Origin of the sequence: Pontibacter ruber, assembly GCF_023630205.1 — a bacterium.
Lineage (GTDB): Bacteria > Bacteroidota > Bacteroidia > Cytophagales > Hymenobacteraceae > Pontibacter > Pontibacter ruber.
The window spans coordinates 989459-1005785 of sequence record NZ_JALPRR010000002.1 but is presented as its reverse complement, the minus strand read 5'-3'; the positions used below and the strand labels follow the sequence as shown (position 1 = coordinate 1005785).

15 protein-coding genes are annotated in these 16327 nt (G+C 48.4%); 10 read left to right on the top strand and 5 right to left on the bottom strand.

What is annotated here, in order from left to right; translation table 11 throughout:
* Nucleotides 1-39: 39 nt before the first annotated feature.
* On the top strand, nucleotides 40-2232 hold the full coding sequence (locus MJ611_RS11165) for a glutamine synthetase III family protein (protein WP_250429851.1): 2193 nt from the start codon (nucleotides 40-42) through the stop codon (nucleotides 2230-2232).
* A 118-nt stretch (nucleotides 2233-2350) separates the two neighbouring features.
* Here the strand turns inward: MJ611_RS11165 and MJ611_RS11160 are convergent, their stop codons facing one another.
* On the bottom strand, nucleotides 2351-2710 hold the full coding sequence (locus MJ611_RS11160) for a hypothetical protein (protein ID WP_250429850.1): 360 nt from the start codon (nucleotides 2708-2710) through the stop codon (nucleotides 2351-2353).
* A 245-nt stretch (nucleotides 2711-2955) separates the two neighbouring features.
* Here MJ611_RS11160 and ispG point away from each other — a divergent pair, with 245 nt between their 5' ends.
* The 5 genes from ispG (at nucleotide 2956) to MJ611_RS11135 (ending at nucleotide 7360) form a co-directional block, all read left to right on the top strand.
* Nucleotides 2956-4929 carry a (E)-4-hydroxy-3-methylbut-2-enyl-diphosphate synthase gene (gene ispG, locus MJ611_RS11155; RefSeq protein WP_250429849.1) on the top strand — a complete coding sequence of 658 codons (1974 nt, stop codon included), beginning with the start codon at nucleotides 2956-2958 and terminating at the stop codon, nucleotides 4927-4929.
* Between the two features lie 3 nt (nucleotides 4930-4932).
* Nucleotides 4933-5994 carry an acyltransferase gene (locus tag MJ611_RS11150; RefSeq protein ID WP_250429848.1) on the top strand — a complete coding sequence of 354 codons (1062 nt, stop codon included), beginning with the start codon at nucleotides 4933-4935 and terminating at the stop codon, nucleotides 5992-5994.
* A gap of 95 nt (nucleotides 5995-6089) precedes the next feature.
* Nucleotides 6090-6254 (top strand): DUF6728 family protein, encoded by a 165-nt coding sequence (locus MJ611_RS11145; protein WP_250429847.1) that lies wholly within the window; start codon nucleotides 6090-6092, stop codon nucleotides 6252-6254.
* A 3-nt stretch (nucleotides 6255-6257) separates the two neighbouring features.
* A complete protein-coding gene (locus MJ611_RS11140; protein ID WP_250429846.1) occupies nucleotides 6258-6611 on the top strand; it encodes an MmcQ/YjbR family DNA-binding protein in 354 nt (117 codons plus the stop codon).
* A gap of 242 nt (nucleotides 6612-6853) precedes the next feature.
* Nucleotides 6854-7360, top strand: coding sequence for a MarR family winged helix-turn-helix transcriptional regulator (locus tag MJ611_RS11135; protein WP_250429845.1), 507 nt, complete (start codon nucleotides 6854-6856; stop codon nucleotides 7358-7360).
* A 240-nt stretch (nucleotides 7361-7600) separates the two neighbouring features.
* On the opposite strand, the gene MJ611_RS11130 is transcribed toward MJ611_RS11135, so the two are convergent.
* Nucleotides 7601-8449, bottom strand: a complete 849-nt coding sequence (locus MJ611_RS11130; protein WP_250429844.1) for a universal stress protein — start codon at nucleotides 8447-8449, stop codon at nucleotides 7601-7603.
* A gap of 122 nt (nucleotides 8450-8571) precedes the next feature.
* Entirely contained in the window at nucleotides 8572-11337 is a 2766-nt protein-coding gene (gene leuS, locus MJ611_RS11125; protein WP_250429843.1) for a leucine--tRNA ligase, read from the bottom strand.
* A gap of 729 nt (nucleotides 11338-12066) precedes the next feature.
* Here leuS and MJ611_RS11120 point away from each other — a divergent pair.
* The 3 genes from MJ611_RS11120 to MJ611_RS11110 all read left to right on the top strand — a co-directional run bounded on the left by MJ611_RS11120 (nucleotide 12067) and on the right by MJ611_RS11110 (nucleotide 14205).
* Nucleotides 12067-12717 (top strand): DsbA family protein, encoded by a 651-nt coding sequence (locus MJ611_RS11120; protein ID WP_250429842.1) that lies wholly within the window; start codon nucleotides 12067-12069, stop codon nucleotides 12715-12717.
* 99 nt (nucleotides 12718-12816) lie between these two features.
* The gene (locus MJ611_RS11115; RefSeq protein ID WP_250429841.1) at nucleotides 12817-13527 is read left to right on the top strand and encodes a DUF1003 domain-containing protein; all 711 of its coding nucleotides are present in this window, start codon (nucleotides 12817-12819) and stop codon (nucleotides 13525-13527) included.
* Nucleotides 13528-13590: 63 nt separating this feature from the next.
* Nucleotides 13591-14205 carry a LysE family translocator gene (locus MJ611_RS11110; protein ID WP_250429840.1) on the top strand — a complete coding sequence of 205 codons (615 nt, stop codon included), beginning with the start codon at nucleotides 13591-13593 and terminating at the stop codon, nucleotides 14203-14205.
* On the opposite strand, the gene MJ611_RS11105 is transcribed toward MJ611_RS11110, so the two are convergent.
* Together MJ611_RS11105 and MJ611_RS11100 are read right to left on the bottom strand one after the other, a co-directional pair.
* Nucleotides 14202-14957: a spheroidene monooxygenase gene (locus tag MJ611_RS11105; RefSeq protein ID WP_250429839.1), complete on the bottom strand. Its 756-nt coding sequence runs from the start codon at nucleotides 14955-14957 to the stop codon at nucleotides 14202-14204. The two genes, MJ611_RS11110 and MJ611_RS11105, sit on opposite strands and share 4 nt — an antisense overlap.
* 128 nt (nucleotides 14958-15085) lie before the next feature.
* Complete coding sequence (locus tag MJ611_RS11100; protein ID WP_250429838.1) at nucleotides 15086-15586, bottom strand: pyridoxamine 5'-phosphate oxidase family protein; 501 nt, start codon at nucleotides 15584-15586, stop codon at nucleotides 15086-15088.
* Nucleotides 15587-15730: 144 nt separating this feature from the next.
* Here MJ611_RS11100 and MJ611_RS11095 point away from each other — a divergent pair, with 144 nt between their 5' ends.
* Entirely contained in the window at nucleotides 15731-16315 is a 585-nt protein-coding gene (locus MJ611_RS11095) for an acyl carrier protein phosphodiesterase (protein WP_250429837.1), read from the top strand.
* The last annotated feature ends 12 nt before the right edge of the window (nucleotides 16316-16327 follow it).

The window sequence follows — 16327 nt, the reverse complement described above, 5'->3', positions numbered from 1 at the left end:
ATCTTTGCCTATCCTTTAGTACCCTCAACCCCATAACCCATGTCAACTTTAAGATTTAAAGCGCTTGAATTAGTTAGCCAGCGTAAACCACTGGAGGTATCGCTGCCATCGCACAAGATCTCCGACTACTTTGGAGAAAACGTTTTTAGCATGAATGCCATGCGTGCTACCATGTCTACAGAAAATTTTAAACGTCTCCGCCGTACCATAGACGCAGGCGAGAAAGTAGACCGCAATCTGGCTGATGCTGTAGCCGCAGCTATGAAAACCTGGGCCATGAGCAAGGGTGCCACCCACTATACCCACTGGTTCCAGCCGCTAACCGGTGCAACCGCCGAAAAACACGACTCCTTCTTTGACCTGACCAGCGACGGTGAAGCGATCGAGAACTTTAAAGGAAGCGCCCTGGTACAGCAGGAGCCGGATGCATCCTCTTTCCCGAGCGGCGGTATCCGCAATACATTCGAAGCCCGCGGTTACAGCGCCTGGGATCCGTCTTCGCCTGCTTTCCTGATCGAAAACGCCGGCACCCGCACCCTTTGTATTCCAACTATCTTTGTGTCTTACACGGGTGAGGCACTGGACTACAAGACCCCTTTGCTGAAGTCGATCAACCTGCTGAGCCAGGCTGCACTGCCGGTTTGCCAGTACTTCGACAAAGATGTAGCCAAAGTATATACTACCTTAGGTATTGAGCAAGAATACTTCCTGGTAGATAAATCGCTTTATGAGGCACGCCCTGACCTGGTGATGACCGGCCGCACGCTGTTCGGGCACGCACCGGCCAAAGGACAGCAGCTGGAAGACCACTATTTCGGATCTATCCCAAGCCGCGCACACGCCTTCATGGTGGATTTTGAAAAAACAGCCCTGAAACTGGGTATTCCGCTGCGTACGCGCCATAACGAAGTAGCGCCGAACCAGTTTGAGTGTGCGCCAACCTTTGAAGACGCCAACCTGGCCGTGGACCACAACCAGCTGCTCATGGACATTATGGACCGTGTAGCACAGCGCCACAACCTTAAAGTGTTACTTCACGAGAAGCCTTTTAAAGGTGTAAACGGTAGCGGAAAGCACAACAACTGGGCACTTAGCACCAATACGGGCGTTAACCTGTTGTCTCCGGGTAAAAAGCCAAAAGAGAACCTGCAGTTCCTGACCTTCTTTGTGAACACCATCATGGCCGTGTACAAGCACGCCGACCTGCTGCGTGCCAGCATCGCCTCTGCCAGCAACGACCACCGACTGGGCGCGAACGAAGCACCTCCGGCCATCATGTCGGTATTCGTAGGCCAGCAACTTTCAGCTGTATTGGACGAACTGGAGCGCACTGCCAAAGTACCGATGGAAAAAGGCGACAACATGTACCTGAAGCTGGGCATCGACCGCATTCCGGAAGTACTGCGCGACAACACCGACCGTAACCGTACATCTCCGTTTGCCTTTACTGGTAATAAGTTTGAGTTTAGAGCAGTAGGTTCTTCAGCTAACTCGTCTTCGTCCATGACGGTACTGAACACCATTGTAGCCGACCAGCTGATCGAGTTCCGCAAAACAGTGGATGAGCTGATCGAAGTGCAGGGCATGAAAAAGGAGCTGGCGATCATCCAGGTACTGCGCGAGTATGTGGCCGCCTCTAAAGCCATCCGCTTCGAAGGCAACGGTTATTCCAGAGAGTGGGAAGAAGAAGCTGCCACCCGCGGTTTATCCAATATCAAGTCTACGCCGCTGGCTCTGGACGTGTACGAAAGCGACCTGACAAAAGAAGTATTCACCAAGCACGGCATCTTCACAGAACTGGAGCTTTGCGCCCGCCACGAGATCCTGCTGGAAGACTACATCAAGAAGATCCAGATCGAGTCGCGCATCATGGGTGACCTGGCCATGAACCACGTGGTACCTACGGCTGTGGCTTACCAGAACAAGCTTATCCAGAACATCCGTGGTTTGAAAGAGCTGGGGCTGGAGGATGAGTACACCGAAACCACACTGGAATCGATCAGAAGAATTTCACGCCACATCAGCATCATCCAGAACAACGTGTTCGAAATGATCAGAACCCGTAAAGTAGCTAACAAGGTGGAAGATGTGCGAGAAAAAGCGATCATGTACAACGAGAAAGTACTGAGCTTCTTCGACGTAATCCGCACCAGCGTAGACAAACTGGAACTGATGGTTGACAACGAGGACTGGCCACTGGTGAAGTACCGCGAACTGATGTTCCGTCACTAAGCGTTATACTTTATACTTTGACAAAGGCACCTACAGAGGTGCCTTTGTTGTTTTACAGGCTTTATACTTTAAGAAATAAGTGTAAAACCAGTTAAAGTATAAGTACAGAACCCTCGGACTAATCTTTTCTGGCTTTGCCAATTAGCTCACCCGATACTTTGGCAAGTATAAACGGCAGCAGGGCAAAAGCGATACCTACCGCAATTACCTTCCGCAGCCCCAGCCGCATTATCAGGTTGCCGACCACTCGGCCCCGCAGCTCCTCCAGCAGAAACTTACCGGCCCTGGTCATGGGTTTGCCGCGGAGTACATCCTGCACCTCGCGCCAGTTGCCCCGCTCTATCTGCCGCTTCAGGTAACCGAGCACCGTATCTTTGGTAACAAGTATAGCCTGGTGTAGCTGCTCCCGCCGCAGCTGTCCCCAGCGCATCAGTTGCATGTACTTCTGGTCGGGACGTTCCGGTAAAAATGCGCGCATGTGAATCATATTTTCTTTTTTTATACTTTAAAACTGCCCATTTAACATACAGGCGGCACCATTTATACTTTAACGTATGGAATGCCGTACCGGTAGCACAGGAAGATGGTATCGAAGTTTAAATACAGCTATACTTGCCTCTGTTTAAAATAATGGTGCTATTTTTACGTGTTTAGCCGGTTGAACAAAGCAGGCATAACTTTAGTTAAGAGAACAAAGCCAAGGAAAGCAAAAGCGTACGCTTTATGAATAAAATTTATTGCCCCAGCCTCACAGAGTATAAACGCAGAGAAACCATCGTCGTGAACATTGGTGATGTACCGATGGGCGGCGATCACCCGATCCGGGTGCAGTCGATGACGACCGTGGATACCATGGACACGATGGGCTCTGTTGAACAGTGCATCCGCATGATCGAGGCGGGCTGTGAGTACATCCGCATTACAGCACCAAGTATAAAAGAGGCCGAAAACCTGCGTAACATCCGCGAAGAACTGCGCCGGCGCGGCTATAACGTGCCGCTGGTGGCTGATATTCACTTTACCCCAAATGCTGCCGAAGTGGCCGCCCGTATCGTGGAGAAGGTACGTATCAACCCCGGCAACTATGCCGACAAGAAGAAATTTGAGGTAATTGAGTATAACAACCAGACGTATCAGGCCGAACTGGACCGTATCCGTGAGCGCTTTGTACCACTGGTACGCATCTGCAAGGAGTATGGCACCGCCATGCGCATCGGCACCAACCACGGCTCGCTGTCTGACCGCATCCTGAGCCGCTACGGCGATACACCGCTTGGCATGGTGGAGAGCGCGCTGGAGTTTCTGCGCATCTGCGAAGACGAGCAGTATTACAACATCGTCATCTCCATGAAAGCCTCCAACACACAGGTGATGGTGCAGGCTTATAGGTTGCTGGTGCAGAAGCTGGATGAGGAAGGGCTGAAGCCGTACCCGCTGCACCTGGGCGTAACCGAAGCCGGTGAGGCAGAAGACGGTCGCATTAAATCAGCGGTAGGTATAGGCACCTTGCTGGAAGATGGCCTGGGTGATACGGTGCGGGTTTCCTTGACCGAAGCACCTGAGGCAGAGGCACCGGTAGCCAAAGCCCTCATTGATCGCTATACCCATCGCGCAGAAAAAGCGCAGCCGATCCAGCCTTTGTGCAATATTCCGATTGACCCGTTCCAGTACCACCGCCGCGAAACTTTAGAAGTAGAGAACCTGGGCGGGCTGAATGTACCGCGTGTGGTAGCAGACCTGAGCAGGCTAACGGATGTGAAATATGCCGATCTGAAATGTGTAGGTCATTTATACTCCATGCTGCTCGACAAGTTCAACATGAACGACTTGGGCGCTGACTACATCTACACCGGCGATACGCCGATAACGTTCATGCTGCCGAACGGATTGAAAGAAATTGTGAACTACGTGCCGTGGCAGCTGAACCAGGAACAGGAGCACCGCCATCCGCTGCTTACTGTCAGGCAATACCTGGGGGCAAACCAGCTGCATTCGAAGCTGAACTTTGTAGAGGCAAGCGTGCACGAAATCACGCCGGAGCTGATGGAGCGCCTGAAGCAGGACACAACGGCTGTGCTGATGCTGCAGACAGAGAACGAGCACGCCATGCCGGAGCTGCGCAAGTGCTTCTTCCGGCTAATGAACAACGGCGTACATAACCCGTGCATCATCAAACGCTCGTATGGCCAGCTTACTGCCGATGAAGTACAACTATATGCTGCTACCGACGTGGGTGGACTGCTGATTGATGGACTGGGCGATGGCGTGATGCTGGGAACAGAACTGCTACCGGAACATGAAAAAGGAGCATGGCTGCAAACCATCGACAAGCTGAACGCGCTGAGCTTTGGCATACTGCAGGCGGCCCGTACCCGCATGAGCAAAACCGAGTACATCAGCTGCCCAAGCTGCGGCCGAACGCTGTTCGACCTGCAGGAGACCACTGCCATGATCCGCAAACGCACCGACCACCTGAAAGGCGTGAAGATCGGCATCATGGGTTGTATCGTGAACGGGCCGGGTGAAATGGCAGACGCGGATTATGGCTACGTAGGCGTAGGGAAAGACAAAATTGCGCTGTACCGTGGCCAGAACGTAGTAAAAAAATCTGTTCCGGCCGACCGCGCTGTAGACGAACTGATCGAATTGATACGCGAAGATGAGCGCTGGATTGAGCCGGTAAAACTGGAGGAGTAGTTTGTGCCGTCCACTGGTTATCTTTTAGTAGTCCGGGAGAGGGAGTTGAGTAACACTGACCATTTCGTCAGTTATAATCTTATCCGGGTTTTTGCTACAGTTTCAGTAGTTGTAGTTCATGCAACCATAACTGCCGTAATCAACGGGGTGCCCGGAAAAAGTATGCTCTGGCTGGTAGGTAATGCGGTTGAGTCCATAGCCCGGACAGGCATACCGTTGTTTCTGATGCTAACCGGTGCACTCCTCTTACCAAAGGCAGAATCCGGCATAACCTTTATCACGAAACGGTATAAAAGAATATTTATACCGTTTTTCTTTTGGTCAGCTGTTTACCTGGTCGCCAAATTCCCGATAAAAGAACTGCGTATACAGGATGTTGCTAATGTATTACTCTACGGCGCCTCGTACCAGTTCTGGTATGTCTACGTAGTGGCTGGTATTTACCTGTTAATGCCTTTTATAAAGCCCTTTTTAGAGAAAACGGATCCGGGTTTACTCAAATGGCTCTTTGTTATCTGGCTAACCTGCTTTACAATACCCTTTTTTATAAAAGAAGGGATCGTGCTCACCACAAACCAATTCATCCTTTACAGCGGGTACGTAGCAACTGGTTATATACTTTCCGATTTTCTCAGGAAAAAGCGATTAACCGGAAAGCAAAGAATAATAGCTTATGCAGCTTTTGCAGGCGGAACCCTGCTAACATTTGCTGGCACTCATTTTCTTTCGTTAAAGGAAGGAAGGCTGATTACAACTTTTTATGAGAGTACAATGCCACATATCTTTTTAAAAGCAGTGGGTACTTTTGTGCTCTTATTTGACCTGGCTGTACTACTATCTGCCAAAGCAGCAAAACTGGTTAACTGGATGAGCAAGTATAGTTTTGGTGTTTTTATGGTACATCCGCTCGTGCTCGATCACATACTTGTTAGCAGGTTAGGAATTACAACGAGCTACATGCACCCGATTGTCGGCATATTTTTATCCTCCTTTTTAGGTTTAGGTATATCGTACCTGCTCATTTATTTGCTGAGCAGGCTTCCTTTTGGAAAATATAGCTATTGATAAAAATCTTTTCTTTATATTAAATGTTTAAGCATAGCTGCACACACTTTTTAGCTGCACTTTGCTGATGATTGATAACTGATAACTGACTAAACATGAAGGGATTATTTGATTTTACGGAGGTTGCTACATATTTCTTTCGCAAAAAAGACCCAAACCGCAAGAGCAATTTTAACCTGCGCACCATGCACACGATCAATAAGATTTCGATCCTGATGTTTCTGGCAGGTGCTATCTATTTTATACTTACCCATATCTAACAAATGGATATAGAAGCTTTCAGGGAATATTGCCTGGCTAAACCCGGCACCACCGAAGATACACCGTTTGATGAGGAGACGCTGGTGTTTAAGGTAGGCGGTAAAATGTTCGCATTAACCAACATCAACAGCTTTGAAGCAGGCATCAACCTGAAATGCGATCCTGAACTGGCGGAAGAATTACGTGAGCGTTACAGCTGTGTTTTACCAGGCTACCACATGAGCAAAAAACATTGGAACACCGTGCTTCCGAACAGCTGTGTACCGGATGCGCTCTTGCTCCAATGGGTAGACGCCTCTTATCAATTGGTAGCTGATAAATTGCCAAAAGTGCAAAGGCTTGCTATCGGAGTTTAGAAAGTATAACCTGTTTTAACATATGAAAGCCGTAACCAGACACATTGTTTGGTAACGGCTTTTTTTATGTAAGCCACTCTGAATCTACAGTATAGATAACATAGCCTACATATTGCACAAAAACATGCCCTTATTGGAAACCCAGTTAGAGCTTTTGCCGGCAACTAAATAAAAAAATATGCGTTAGCGCTTCCATAAATAGTTTTTTTTTGATATAATTGAGAAACTCACCTTAAACAATTATGCATTTCGAGAAAGAAGTTGGACTTAATTCCTTCAGGAACGACTGGCAGCGGGCTAGTTTGAATATTTTATACACGCATGGTTTTGTGCTTAACTCCCATGAAGCATTCTTCAAGTCTTTTGACCTGACAGCACAACAATTCAACATTCTCCGGATATTAAAGGAACAGTTTCCAAAGCCGGTTTCTACCTCCGTTTTGCGCGAACGTATGCTGGATAAAATGTCTGATGCGTCGCGCTTGGTTAGCAGACTGCATGCAAAAGGGCTGGTTGAAGTAACCCGCAATTCGACGGACAAGCGCCTGGTAAATATTCTCATATCAGCGAAAGGGCAGGTGCTGCTCAATAAAATTGAAGATGAGATCTACAAGCTGGATATGCTGATGCAGGGACTTACCGATGAAGAAATAATTCAGTTAAACGATCTTTTGGATAAAGTTCGTAAATCTATAAAGACTGTGCATGAAAGAACTTCTACTCCTGTAGAGCTGGTAAAATCAGCTTAACAAAACCTTTACTAAACGAACTAACCTAAACAAAAGAGCAGCCTTTGAAAGAAGCTGCTCTTTTGTGTTTAAGGACAGAGTAAGTTAATACCTAGTAATATAGTTTCCGCAGTATGTTTGGTATTCTATCAGTTAAATGTGCAGAAGGAAAGTATAACACCAGTGCACCTGCCGTTGCTGTGATCAATAGAACAGCAGATTACCCGAGTAATGGGTTTAGTAAAGTCTTCTTCCCGGCACTCAATCCTCTACAGGCAATACCAGCATTGGTAGCCTTGCCTGTGCTGCCAACTCTTCTGTAACGCTGTTTGTAAACAGCTCCTCCCAAAAGCTTTTACGCCTCGGCAACACCACCAGCAGGTCTGTGTGGTTGCGTTTTACATGTTGCTCCAGCAGCTGCACCGTATCATTGCCATCAAAAGCATCTGTTTGTACAGGTAGTTTCAGCAGCGTTTGCCATTCTTCCTGAAGATGTAATTGCTTTGTGTGGTCAGGTATGTTTTCCGGATCTGCGCTAATAAAAAGAATACTGATCCTGGCATTATAACTGATGGCGAAGCGTACCAATAACTCTATTCCGGATCGATAAGTTGTATCTTCGGCATGTAACAGAATCGTTATATTTTTGAAACCGTCAAACTCATACATAGTGGGCATGATGAGCAGGGGCTTTGTTACTACGCGCAATAGCTCAAGCGTATTGCTGCCAAGTAGCACACGTTTATAGGTACCAGCCCCGCTACTCCCCATTACCACCAGGTTTATATCATACTGCCTTATTACCTGTAGAATCGACTCTGCGAACGGATAGGGCACTATTACCGAATTAAAACGTACCTCCTTGAAGCGGATGTCAAGTATGGTCAGCAGGTGTTTATACTCCTCGTGCAGCCTCTTTTTTACTTGTCTTTCTTCTTCCTCATAAAGGGATGCGAACAAGTTGCTCGGAGCAGAAGCCGGCACAGGAGGATTTGCCAAAACATGGGTAAGTATAAGTTCGCCTCCGAATCGCTGTGCTAACTTCATGGCAACAAGCGTCGCATTAAAGGCATCCGTAGAAAAATCCGTAGGAGTGAGGATCCGGAACATGGCAAGAATACTTTCTCAACTATACGGTAAAAAGTTGCTATCCGGCTGCACCTAAAAACCAGAAGCCGCCAAACTTGCGTCCGGCGGCCTCCAGTAATAGTTAGTTGGTAAGATGGAAATCTTTATACTACCACGTTGATAATTTTGTTAGGGACAATAATTATTTTCTTTGGTGCTTTTCCATCAAAAAACTTCGTAACCTGCTCGTCCTGCAAAACAGCCTGCTCCATCTCCTCACGCGGAGTATCTACGGCAAAGGTAATCTTAGCCCGCATCTTACCATTTACTGATACCGGGTAGTCAAACGTGTTCTCCACCAGGTATTTTTCGTCCCAGGCAGGGAAGGAGGCAAAGGTTATACTTTCGCTGTGGCCCAGTTTCTCCCAAAGCTCTTCGGCGATGTGCGGCGCATAAGGCGCAAGTATAATGGTCAGTGGCTCAAGTATGGCGCGCTTGTTTGTTTTGAGCTGCGTCAGCTCGTTCACGCAGATCATGAACGTAGACACGGACGTATTGAACGAGAAGCGTTCGATGTCTTCCTCTACTTTTCGGATTGTTTTGTGCAGCGATTTCAGCTCTGCAGCAGTTGGTTCTTCGTCGGAAACAACAAAGTTGCCTTCGTTATCGTGGAAGAGTCTCCAGAATTTCTTCAGGAATTTACTAACACCATCAATTCCATTGGTATTCCACGGTTTGAACTGCTCCAGCGGCCCCAGGAACATCTCGTACATACGCAACGTATCAGCGCCAACACGGTTAACTACATCATCTGGATTAACAACATTATAGTAACGCTTCGACATCTTTTCGATCTCGACACCAACATTATACTTTCCGTCTTCCAGTATAAACTCTGAGTCTGCGTTCTCCGGTCTCCACTTTTGGAAGGCTTCCAGGTCCAGCACGTCGTTCTCTACGATGTTCACGTCCACGTGCAGCGGCGTTACCTCATACTGCTCTTTCAGACCATATGAAACATACTTGTTCGTGCCGTTGATACGGTACACAAAATTGGAGCGGCCCTGGATCATGCCCTGGTTGATGAGCTTTTTGAACGGCTCCTGTTCCACCACAAGCCCCAGATCGTACATGAACCTGTTCCAGAAGCGAGAGTACAGCAGGTGACCGGTTGCGTGCTCCGATCCGCCAATGTACAGATCTACGCTGCGCCAGTAAGCAACCTTGTCTTTATCAGCAAATGCTTCGTTGTTCTGAGGATCCATGTAGCGGTACCAGTACCAGCTGCTGCCAGCCCAACCCGGCATGGTGCTCAGCTCATACTCATACTGCCCCTTATACTTCCAGTCCACAGCACGGCCAAGCGGCGGCTCGCCTGTTTCTGTTGGCAGGTAGGCATCGATCTTTGGCAACTCCAGCGGCAGTTCGCTTTCGTCCAGCAGGTGCGGGATACCATCTTTAAAGTACACCGGCACAGGCTCGCCCCAGTAACGCTGGCGGCTGAACACGGCATCGCGCATGCGGAACTGCACGCGGCCTTTGCCTACACCCAGTTCTTCGGCCTTGGCTATACCTGCTTTGATGGCATCTTTTACTTCCAGTCCGTTCAGAAAACCGGAGTTGATGATCTTACCTTCTTTAGCAGAGTGTGCTTCCTCTTCCAGGTTACCGCCTTCCACAACTTGCCTGATCGGCAGGTTGAAGTGCTTGGCAAAAGCGTAGTCGCGGGAGTCGTGGCCAGGAACGGCCATAACAGCGCCGGTACCATAGCCGGCCAGTACGTAATCGGCAATCCAGATCGGCACACGTTCTTCTGAGATCGGGTTGATGGCGTAAGCCCCCGTAAACACACCACTCACGGTTTTCACGTCCGTCATACGCTCACGCTCCGAGCGGTTTTTGGCTACATTCACGTAAGCCTCTACCTGCTCGCGCTGCTCTGGCGTGGTAATCTGCGCTACTAGCTCGTGCTCCGGTGCTAGTACCACGAAGGTGGCTCCAAAGATAGTATCGATACGGGTGGTGAATACTTTGATATGACCATCACCTTCAATGGCAAAGTCCAGCTCGGCACCAACGGATTTACCGATCCAGTTGCGCTGCATTTCCTTTACCGGTTCCGGCCAGTCGATCTCTTCCAGGCCCTGCAGCAGGCGCTCGGCATAGGCCGTGATGCGCATCATCCACTGGCGCATTTTCTTGCGCTCTACCAGATAGCCGCCACGCTCCGATACACCACCAACCACTTCGTCGTTAGCCAGTACCGTACCCAGGGCAGGGCACCAGTTCACAACCGCTTCAGCTACGTAGGTCAGTCTATACTTGAGCAACATTTCTGCCTGCTGCTGCTCGTTCATCTGCTTCCAGTCTTCAGCAGTGAAAGCAGGCGTATCCTCATCTGCAGCAGCATTTACGTTCGCATTGCCGTTAGTCTCAAACTCAGCTATCAGCTTCTCTATACTTTCAGCTTTATCGGAAGTATAGTCATAGTAGCTATTGAAGAGCTGCATGAAGATCCACTGCGTCCACTTGTAGTAGCTCGGGTCAGAAGTACGCACTTCACGCTCCCAGTCGAAGGAAAAGCCAATGTTCTTCAGCTGCTCTACATAACGCTGGATGTTTTGCTCCGTGGTAATGGCCGGGTGCTGGCCCGTCTGAATAGCATATTGCTCGGCAGGCAAACCAAATGAATCGAAGCCCATCGGGTGCAGCACGTTGAAGCCTTTGGAGCGCTTGTAACGGCTCACGATGTCAGAGGCGATGTAGCCCAGCGGGTGACCTACGTGCAGTCCTGCTCCCGACGGGTAAGGGAACATGTCGAGGGAGTAATACTTAGGCTTGTTGTTTCCTTCGCTGGCTTTAAACGTCTGGTTTTCTTCCCAGTAACGCTGCCATTTCTTCTCAATCTGGTTGAAATTATACTCTGACATCTGATATAAGTGTAACGCTCGTAATTTTTCTAAGCTGCAATTTAACACATACTTGTTAATTGTTTGCTGCTTCTTGCGGATTGTTGATGAAGGGAGGTTATTTAGGGGTTGTTACTACCTGCTTTTCCTTTTGAGCTAAATACTTTTGGGTGTAACTGAGCAACCAATTTATACTTATAGCTGAGGTTTATACTTGTTTCTAACAAGCCTCTGCTTCGTATCAACCTTTCATCCTCAGTTTTACAACAGCTACTGTTTCATTTTATAATTTGGTGCGCTCACGGCCGCAGGCCTCGTCCTCGGGCATCGCGCTGTCTAGCTTTCCGTTGCTACCCTTCGGTCGCAATGCCCTACCGGGCACCGGAAACCCAGAAGGCGCTCAACCCAAGGACTGCTGTTGACACTGCTTCGTGAGCTTCTGTGCAACTTCAGACAAGTCCCCCTTTGAAGGGGTTAGGGGGATGACAAATAGCAGCTATAAAACTTATACTTTGAAGTCTAGCTAGCTATATAAATATCATCTCCCCGGGGCGTGCAGGGGTGGGTTATACTTTCCCTTCTTCAGAACCCCTTTCCTTCGAGATATTTAATGAAATAAAAATCTACTCTCTTCTAATCCAAAATTCCCCCTTCCAACTAATTCACCCAACTTTACAGAAGCCGTACCTATAGAGAGGAGGCAAGTATAAATTACTTATTTTCGCGGCAGTTTAATTTAAGTTAAAGGAAATGGACAATAACGATCTGCTGGATATACCGCACATCATTTACGTAATGGACCCAATGTGCTCGTGGTGCTACGGCTTTGCACCCATCATCAAAAAGGTAAAGGAAGAGCAGGAAGGTAAACTCAAATTTAAGCTGGTGCTGGGAGGGCTGCGCCCGGGAACAACAGAGCCGATGGCAGAAAACATGAAGGATACGCTCAAGCAGCACTGGGAAGATGTGGAGAAAGTAACCGGGCAGGCTTTCGACCTTAGCTTTTTTGACCGCACTGGCTTTGTTTATGACACGGAACCAGCCTGCCGCGCGGTAGTAACCATGCGCTATCTGAACCCGCAAAAAGAAATGGAAATGGCTGAAGAAGTGCAGCGGGCATTTTACGCCAAAAACAACGACGTAACCAAAGCAGAAGTACTTACAGCAATCGCTGCAAACCTGGGCATAGAGGAAGAAACTTTTCAGGAAAAGTTTAACTCCGAAGCGATGAAAGAAAAGACCATGCAGGATTTCCTGATCGCGCGCCACCTGCAGGCCAATGCATTTCCAAGCGTGTACCTGCTCAACGGTACGGATCTGCACCTACTTAACAGAGGCTACCGCTCGTACGAAGCTGTAACCAGCCGTTTAGAAGAGGCACTTAAAATCAACGATATCTAAACTTAAAATTTTTCCTCACCTTTATACCCGTTCACCTGTCAAAGAGGCATTTCAACGTATAAACCTCATGCTTGCGGCTTACCTAAACCTGTTTTATTTATGCATATCCGCAATAACAAAGTTGGTCTGTGCAGCATTACCAAAAAGCACTTTCCCATGCGCGACCTGGTGCTTGGATCCACCATCCGGAAAAGTGTATTCGACCTGATCAAATCCGATAACCCCGAGTTCACGGAGGAGAGTTACATCTGGGTGCGCGAGCTGAACAGGTACCGGAAGCGCTACCTCGAGATGATCATGAAAAGTGAGGTGGGAGAACTCAGCCAGTTGGAACAAGAGGTGATAGAAAGCATCGAGCAGAACGAAGTGCTCTCTTCTAACATCGAGGAGGAACTGGAAGAGGAGTTAAAACTGGGGGATCGCATTGCGGACAGAGTAGCGTCTTTTGGAGGAAGCTGGACCTTTATCCTGTTTTTCTTCTCTTTTATACTTCTCTGGATGGCTACCAACGTGTATTTACTGGTTACCCAACCCTTTGACCCGTACCCATTCATACTTCTCAACCTCATACTTTCCTGCCTGGCAGCCATACAAGCACCGATCATCATGATGAGCCAGAACCGGAAAGAAGCCAAAGACCGGAAACGCTCCATGCACGACTATAAAGTAAACCTGAAGGCGGAACTTGAAATTCGTTTGCTGCATGAGAAAATAGATCACCTGATCGTGCACCAGAACCAGCGCCTGGTTGAGATACAGGAAATTCAGGTGGACCTGATGGAAGACATCCTGAACCGGATGAAAAAATAAATTCTTCTGCGTCTTTTTCCTGTACTTCGCCGTCTTCCGGACGGATGTATAAGGTATAATATCATGGAAACGATCAAAGCATTTTTATTCGGTCTTACACTTGCGATATCAATCGGACCAATCGCCATTCTGATCATCAACACCGGGTTAAGCAGTGGGCTGAAGAATGGCCTGATGAGTGGCCTGGGCGCAGCGTTCGCCGACCTAACCTATAGTATACTCGCTTTTACAGTGGGCACATTGCTCGTAAGTTTCCTGAACCTGAACCAGCAATATTTTGCCCTTTCAACATCCTTTGTCCTGATCCTTTTCGGGCTATGGATGCTGAAAGGAAGCCTAAGATTAGGTGAGAATGTGTCAAAGAACTCAGAGACGGTACAAAAGCCTGGAACAAACTACCTGCTTTCTACTTACCTGCTTACTGTTGTTAATCCGCTTACAATTGTGGCTTTCCTGGGATTTTCCGGGCAACTCGTATCTCCGGTAATGCCTTTGTACCAAGTGCTTTTTTTATCTCTTTCCATTTTTGCAGGAAGTATACTGGTGCAGTCGGCGCTCGCTTGCTTCGGAGCTACTTTGGGGCGCATCTTCCATAATCCAGGCGTGGTACGCGTGCTGAACATCGGCAGCAGCCTGAGTATAATTGGCTTTGGTGCGGCAGGCTTGTTTCAGGTCTAAAATTTGTTTGTATCGGAAGCCTTTGTTTCCAGTACTTCCCGCAACGGGTCTGTTCCGTTCCAGGTTCCTTCGCTGGTTACAGGTATAAACCGCGCGAACAATTCTTCGCTGTACCACTTCTCGGATCGGGTACGGCGCATCACTTCCTGGTGCAGCGGGTTTCGGTAGGCATAGTTTTTCATGTCCTCCGCCGAATTCCAGATGCTGAAAGTGGCTTGCCGCACTAAGGGCAACTCGCCCAGGCCAATAGAGCAAAGCAGGCCTTCCGCCTCATCCAGCGCTTTGCTGGTGCGGGGCACAAACTTCCAGAAACCAGGCAAGGCGCGCCAGTTGATGGATGCCCTTGTCAGTACGGCAATGGGTCCGATGCTGTAGGCTTGCTGCAACGAAGGTGCAAAGGGTTCCTGTTCGTCCCACTTTCCATGCGATTGAAGCGGATGCAGGCGTACGGTCCATACTTCGTAGGAGTTGTGGCGGTATTCCTGCATCAACTCAGAGCGGTAGAGAAAATTATCGGCAGCCTCTTCGCTTTCCCAGGTGCACAGCAGGCCATACCGGTAAAAATTTGGTTTTATGCTGAAGCCTTTGCCATGTCCGCTTCCCAGCAGCTTATAAAACAATAGGCCGGGCACTTTTTTCAGGTGGGGTACGGAGGTGCCCATTTGGGCAAGTCCCCAGCGCAGGTAACCTTTTCGGATACCAAACAGGGTAAGGGTTGTAAACCGGGGAGTATTGGGTTGATTCGTCTGCAAGAGATTAAGCTAAAGGTAATGCAATATAAACATCATTTTAAACAAAAACACCTGCTGCCATAGTAGGTTTGCAGGTGTTTTTATTCAACTACTTTTATCAGTATGCCGGAGCCGGCAAACTGCCTGTTTTACAGGTTTATCTTTTTATTTTCACCGGGTTTGTAGCTTTCGCCGGTTACGGCAGCTTTAGCCATTCCGATCAGGTGCACCACGGCGCTGTTTGGCGAATCCCAGTACTCTGCTTTTTCGATTATTACCTTGATCAGGCCTACATTCGGATCCTCTTTTCCGCCCGGGAACCACGCTTTCAGTGCCGGATTCCAAAGCTCGTCGATCTTGGCTTGATCCTTTGTAAGTGAAGCCCTTCCAGAAACAGATACATACAGGTTATCACCTGGCTTGGCATAGCTCAGGTTCACGTGCGAATCGTTTGCAATTTCGTGCGACTTGCCCGATTCATACCCGGTAAAAAACCACAGTACGCCGTCATCCTTTACCTGGCTGGTTCGCATCGGGCGACTGCGAAGGCAACCGTCATCTTCCAGGGTGGTCATCATGGCAATGTCAATATCTTTGATCTTATCTATAAGCTTCTGCAGGTTTTCCTTGGTGTTTTGATCGTTGTTCATAGCTTTATACTTTGTATGGTATGTGTTTTGATTACGCGGCTACTCTGCATTGGGTTTATAAGTATAAAACCCGAGCCGTATGCCGTTATGTACCTGAACAGCTAACCCGCGTAAGTGTTTATATTTTAATTAACAAAACAACAGTTGAACTACCTGGCCCACGTATTTTTGTCTGGTGATGATGAGGAGCTGCTGCTCGGCAACTTTATAGCAGATGCAGTAAAAGGCAGGCAGGTGGAGCAATATACGGCCGGTGTGGCGAAGGGCATCCGGCTGCACCGCCTCATCGATGCCTATACCGATGCGCACCCTGTGGTGCTGCAAACCAAAGAGCGCCTCCGGCCAAAGTATAAAAAGTATGCACCGGTAATCGCTGATATGTACTACGACCATTTCCTGGCCAGCCGTTTCAGCAACTTTTCAGAGGAAACTTTGGAGGTTTATACTTCACGCATTTATACGTTAATCAACCAGCAGTTTGATCTGCTTCCGGAGCGGGTGCAGTATTTTTTTCCGTACATGATGCGGCAGAACTGGCTGCTTTCCTATGCTGAAATTGAAGGTATAGCACAGGCATTGGGAGGCATGAGCAGACGCACTACTTTTACGTCCGGCATGGAAACCGCAGCGGAAGAACTGCGCAAAAATTACCATCGTTATGGGCATGAGTTCGACGCATTTTTCCCGGAACTGAGGCAGTACGTGGAGCAGGTAAAAGGGGAGTTATAAGTATACCTTAAA

Bases quoted from the DNA above. Each gene is read 5' to 3' on its own strand.
- MJ611_RS11165 (WP_250429851.1), top strand. From the start codon at position 40: ATGTCAACTTTAAGATTTAAAGCGCTTGAATTAGTTAGCCAGCGTAAA.
- MJ611_RS11145 (WP_250429847.1), top strand. From the start codon at position 6,090: ATGAAGGGATTATTTGATTTTACGGAGGTTGCTACATATTTCTTTCGC.
- ispG (WP_250429849.1), top strand. From the start codon at position 2,956: ATGAATAAAATTTATTGCCCCAGCCTCACAGAGTATAAACGCAGAGAA.
- MJ611_RS11140 (WP_250429846.1), top strand. From the start codon at position 6,258: ATGGATATAGAAGCTTTCAGGGAATATTGCCTGGCTAAACCCGGCACC.
- MJ611_RS11160 (WP_250429850.1), bottom strand. From the start codon at position 2,710: ATGCGCGCATTTTTACCGGAACGTCCCGACCAGAAGTACATGCAACTG.
- leuS (WP_250429843.1), bottom strand. From the start codon at position 11,337: ATGTCAGAGTATAATTTCAACCAGATTGAGAAGAAATGGCAGCGTTAC.
- MJ611_RS11115 (WP_250429841.1), top strand. From the start codon at position 12,817: ATGCATATCCGCAATAACAAAGTTGGTCTGTGCAGCATTACCAAAAAG.
- MJ611_RS11100 (WP_250429838.1), bottom strand. From the start codon at position 15,586: ATGAACAACGATCAAAACACCAAGGAAAACCTGCAGAAGCTTATAGAT.
- MJ611_RS11135 (WP_250429845.1), top strand. From the start codon at position 6,854: ATGCATTTCGAGAAAGAAGTTGGACTTAATTCCTTCAGGAACGACTGG.
- MJ611_RS11130 (WP_250429844.1), bottom strand. From the start codon at position 8,449: ATGTTCCGGATCCTCACTCCTACGGATTTTTCTACGGATGCCTTTAAT.
- MJ611_RS11110 (WP_250429840.1), top strand. From the start codon at position 13,591: ATGGAAACGATCAAAGCATTTTTATTCGGTCTTACACTTGCGATATCA.
- MJ611_RS11120 (WP_250429842.1), top strand. From the start codon at position 12,067: ATGGACAATAACGATCTGCTGGATATACCGCACATCATTTACGTAATG.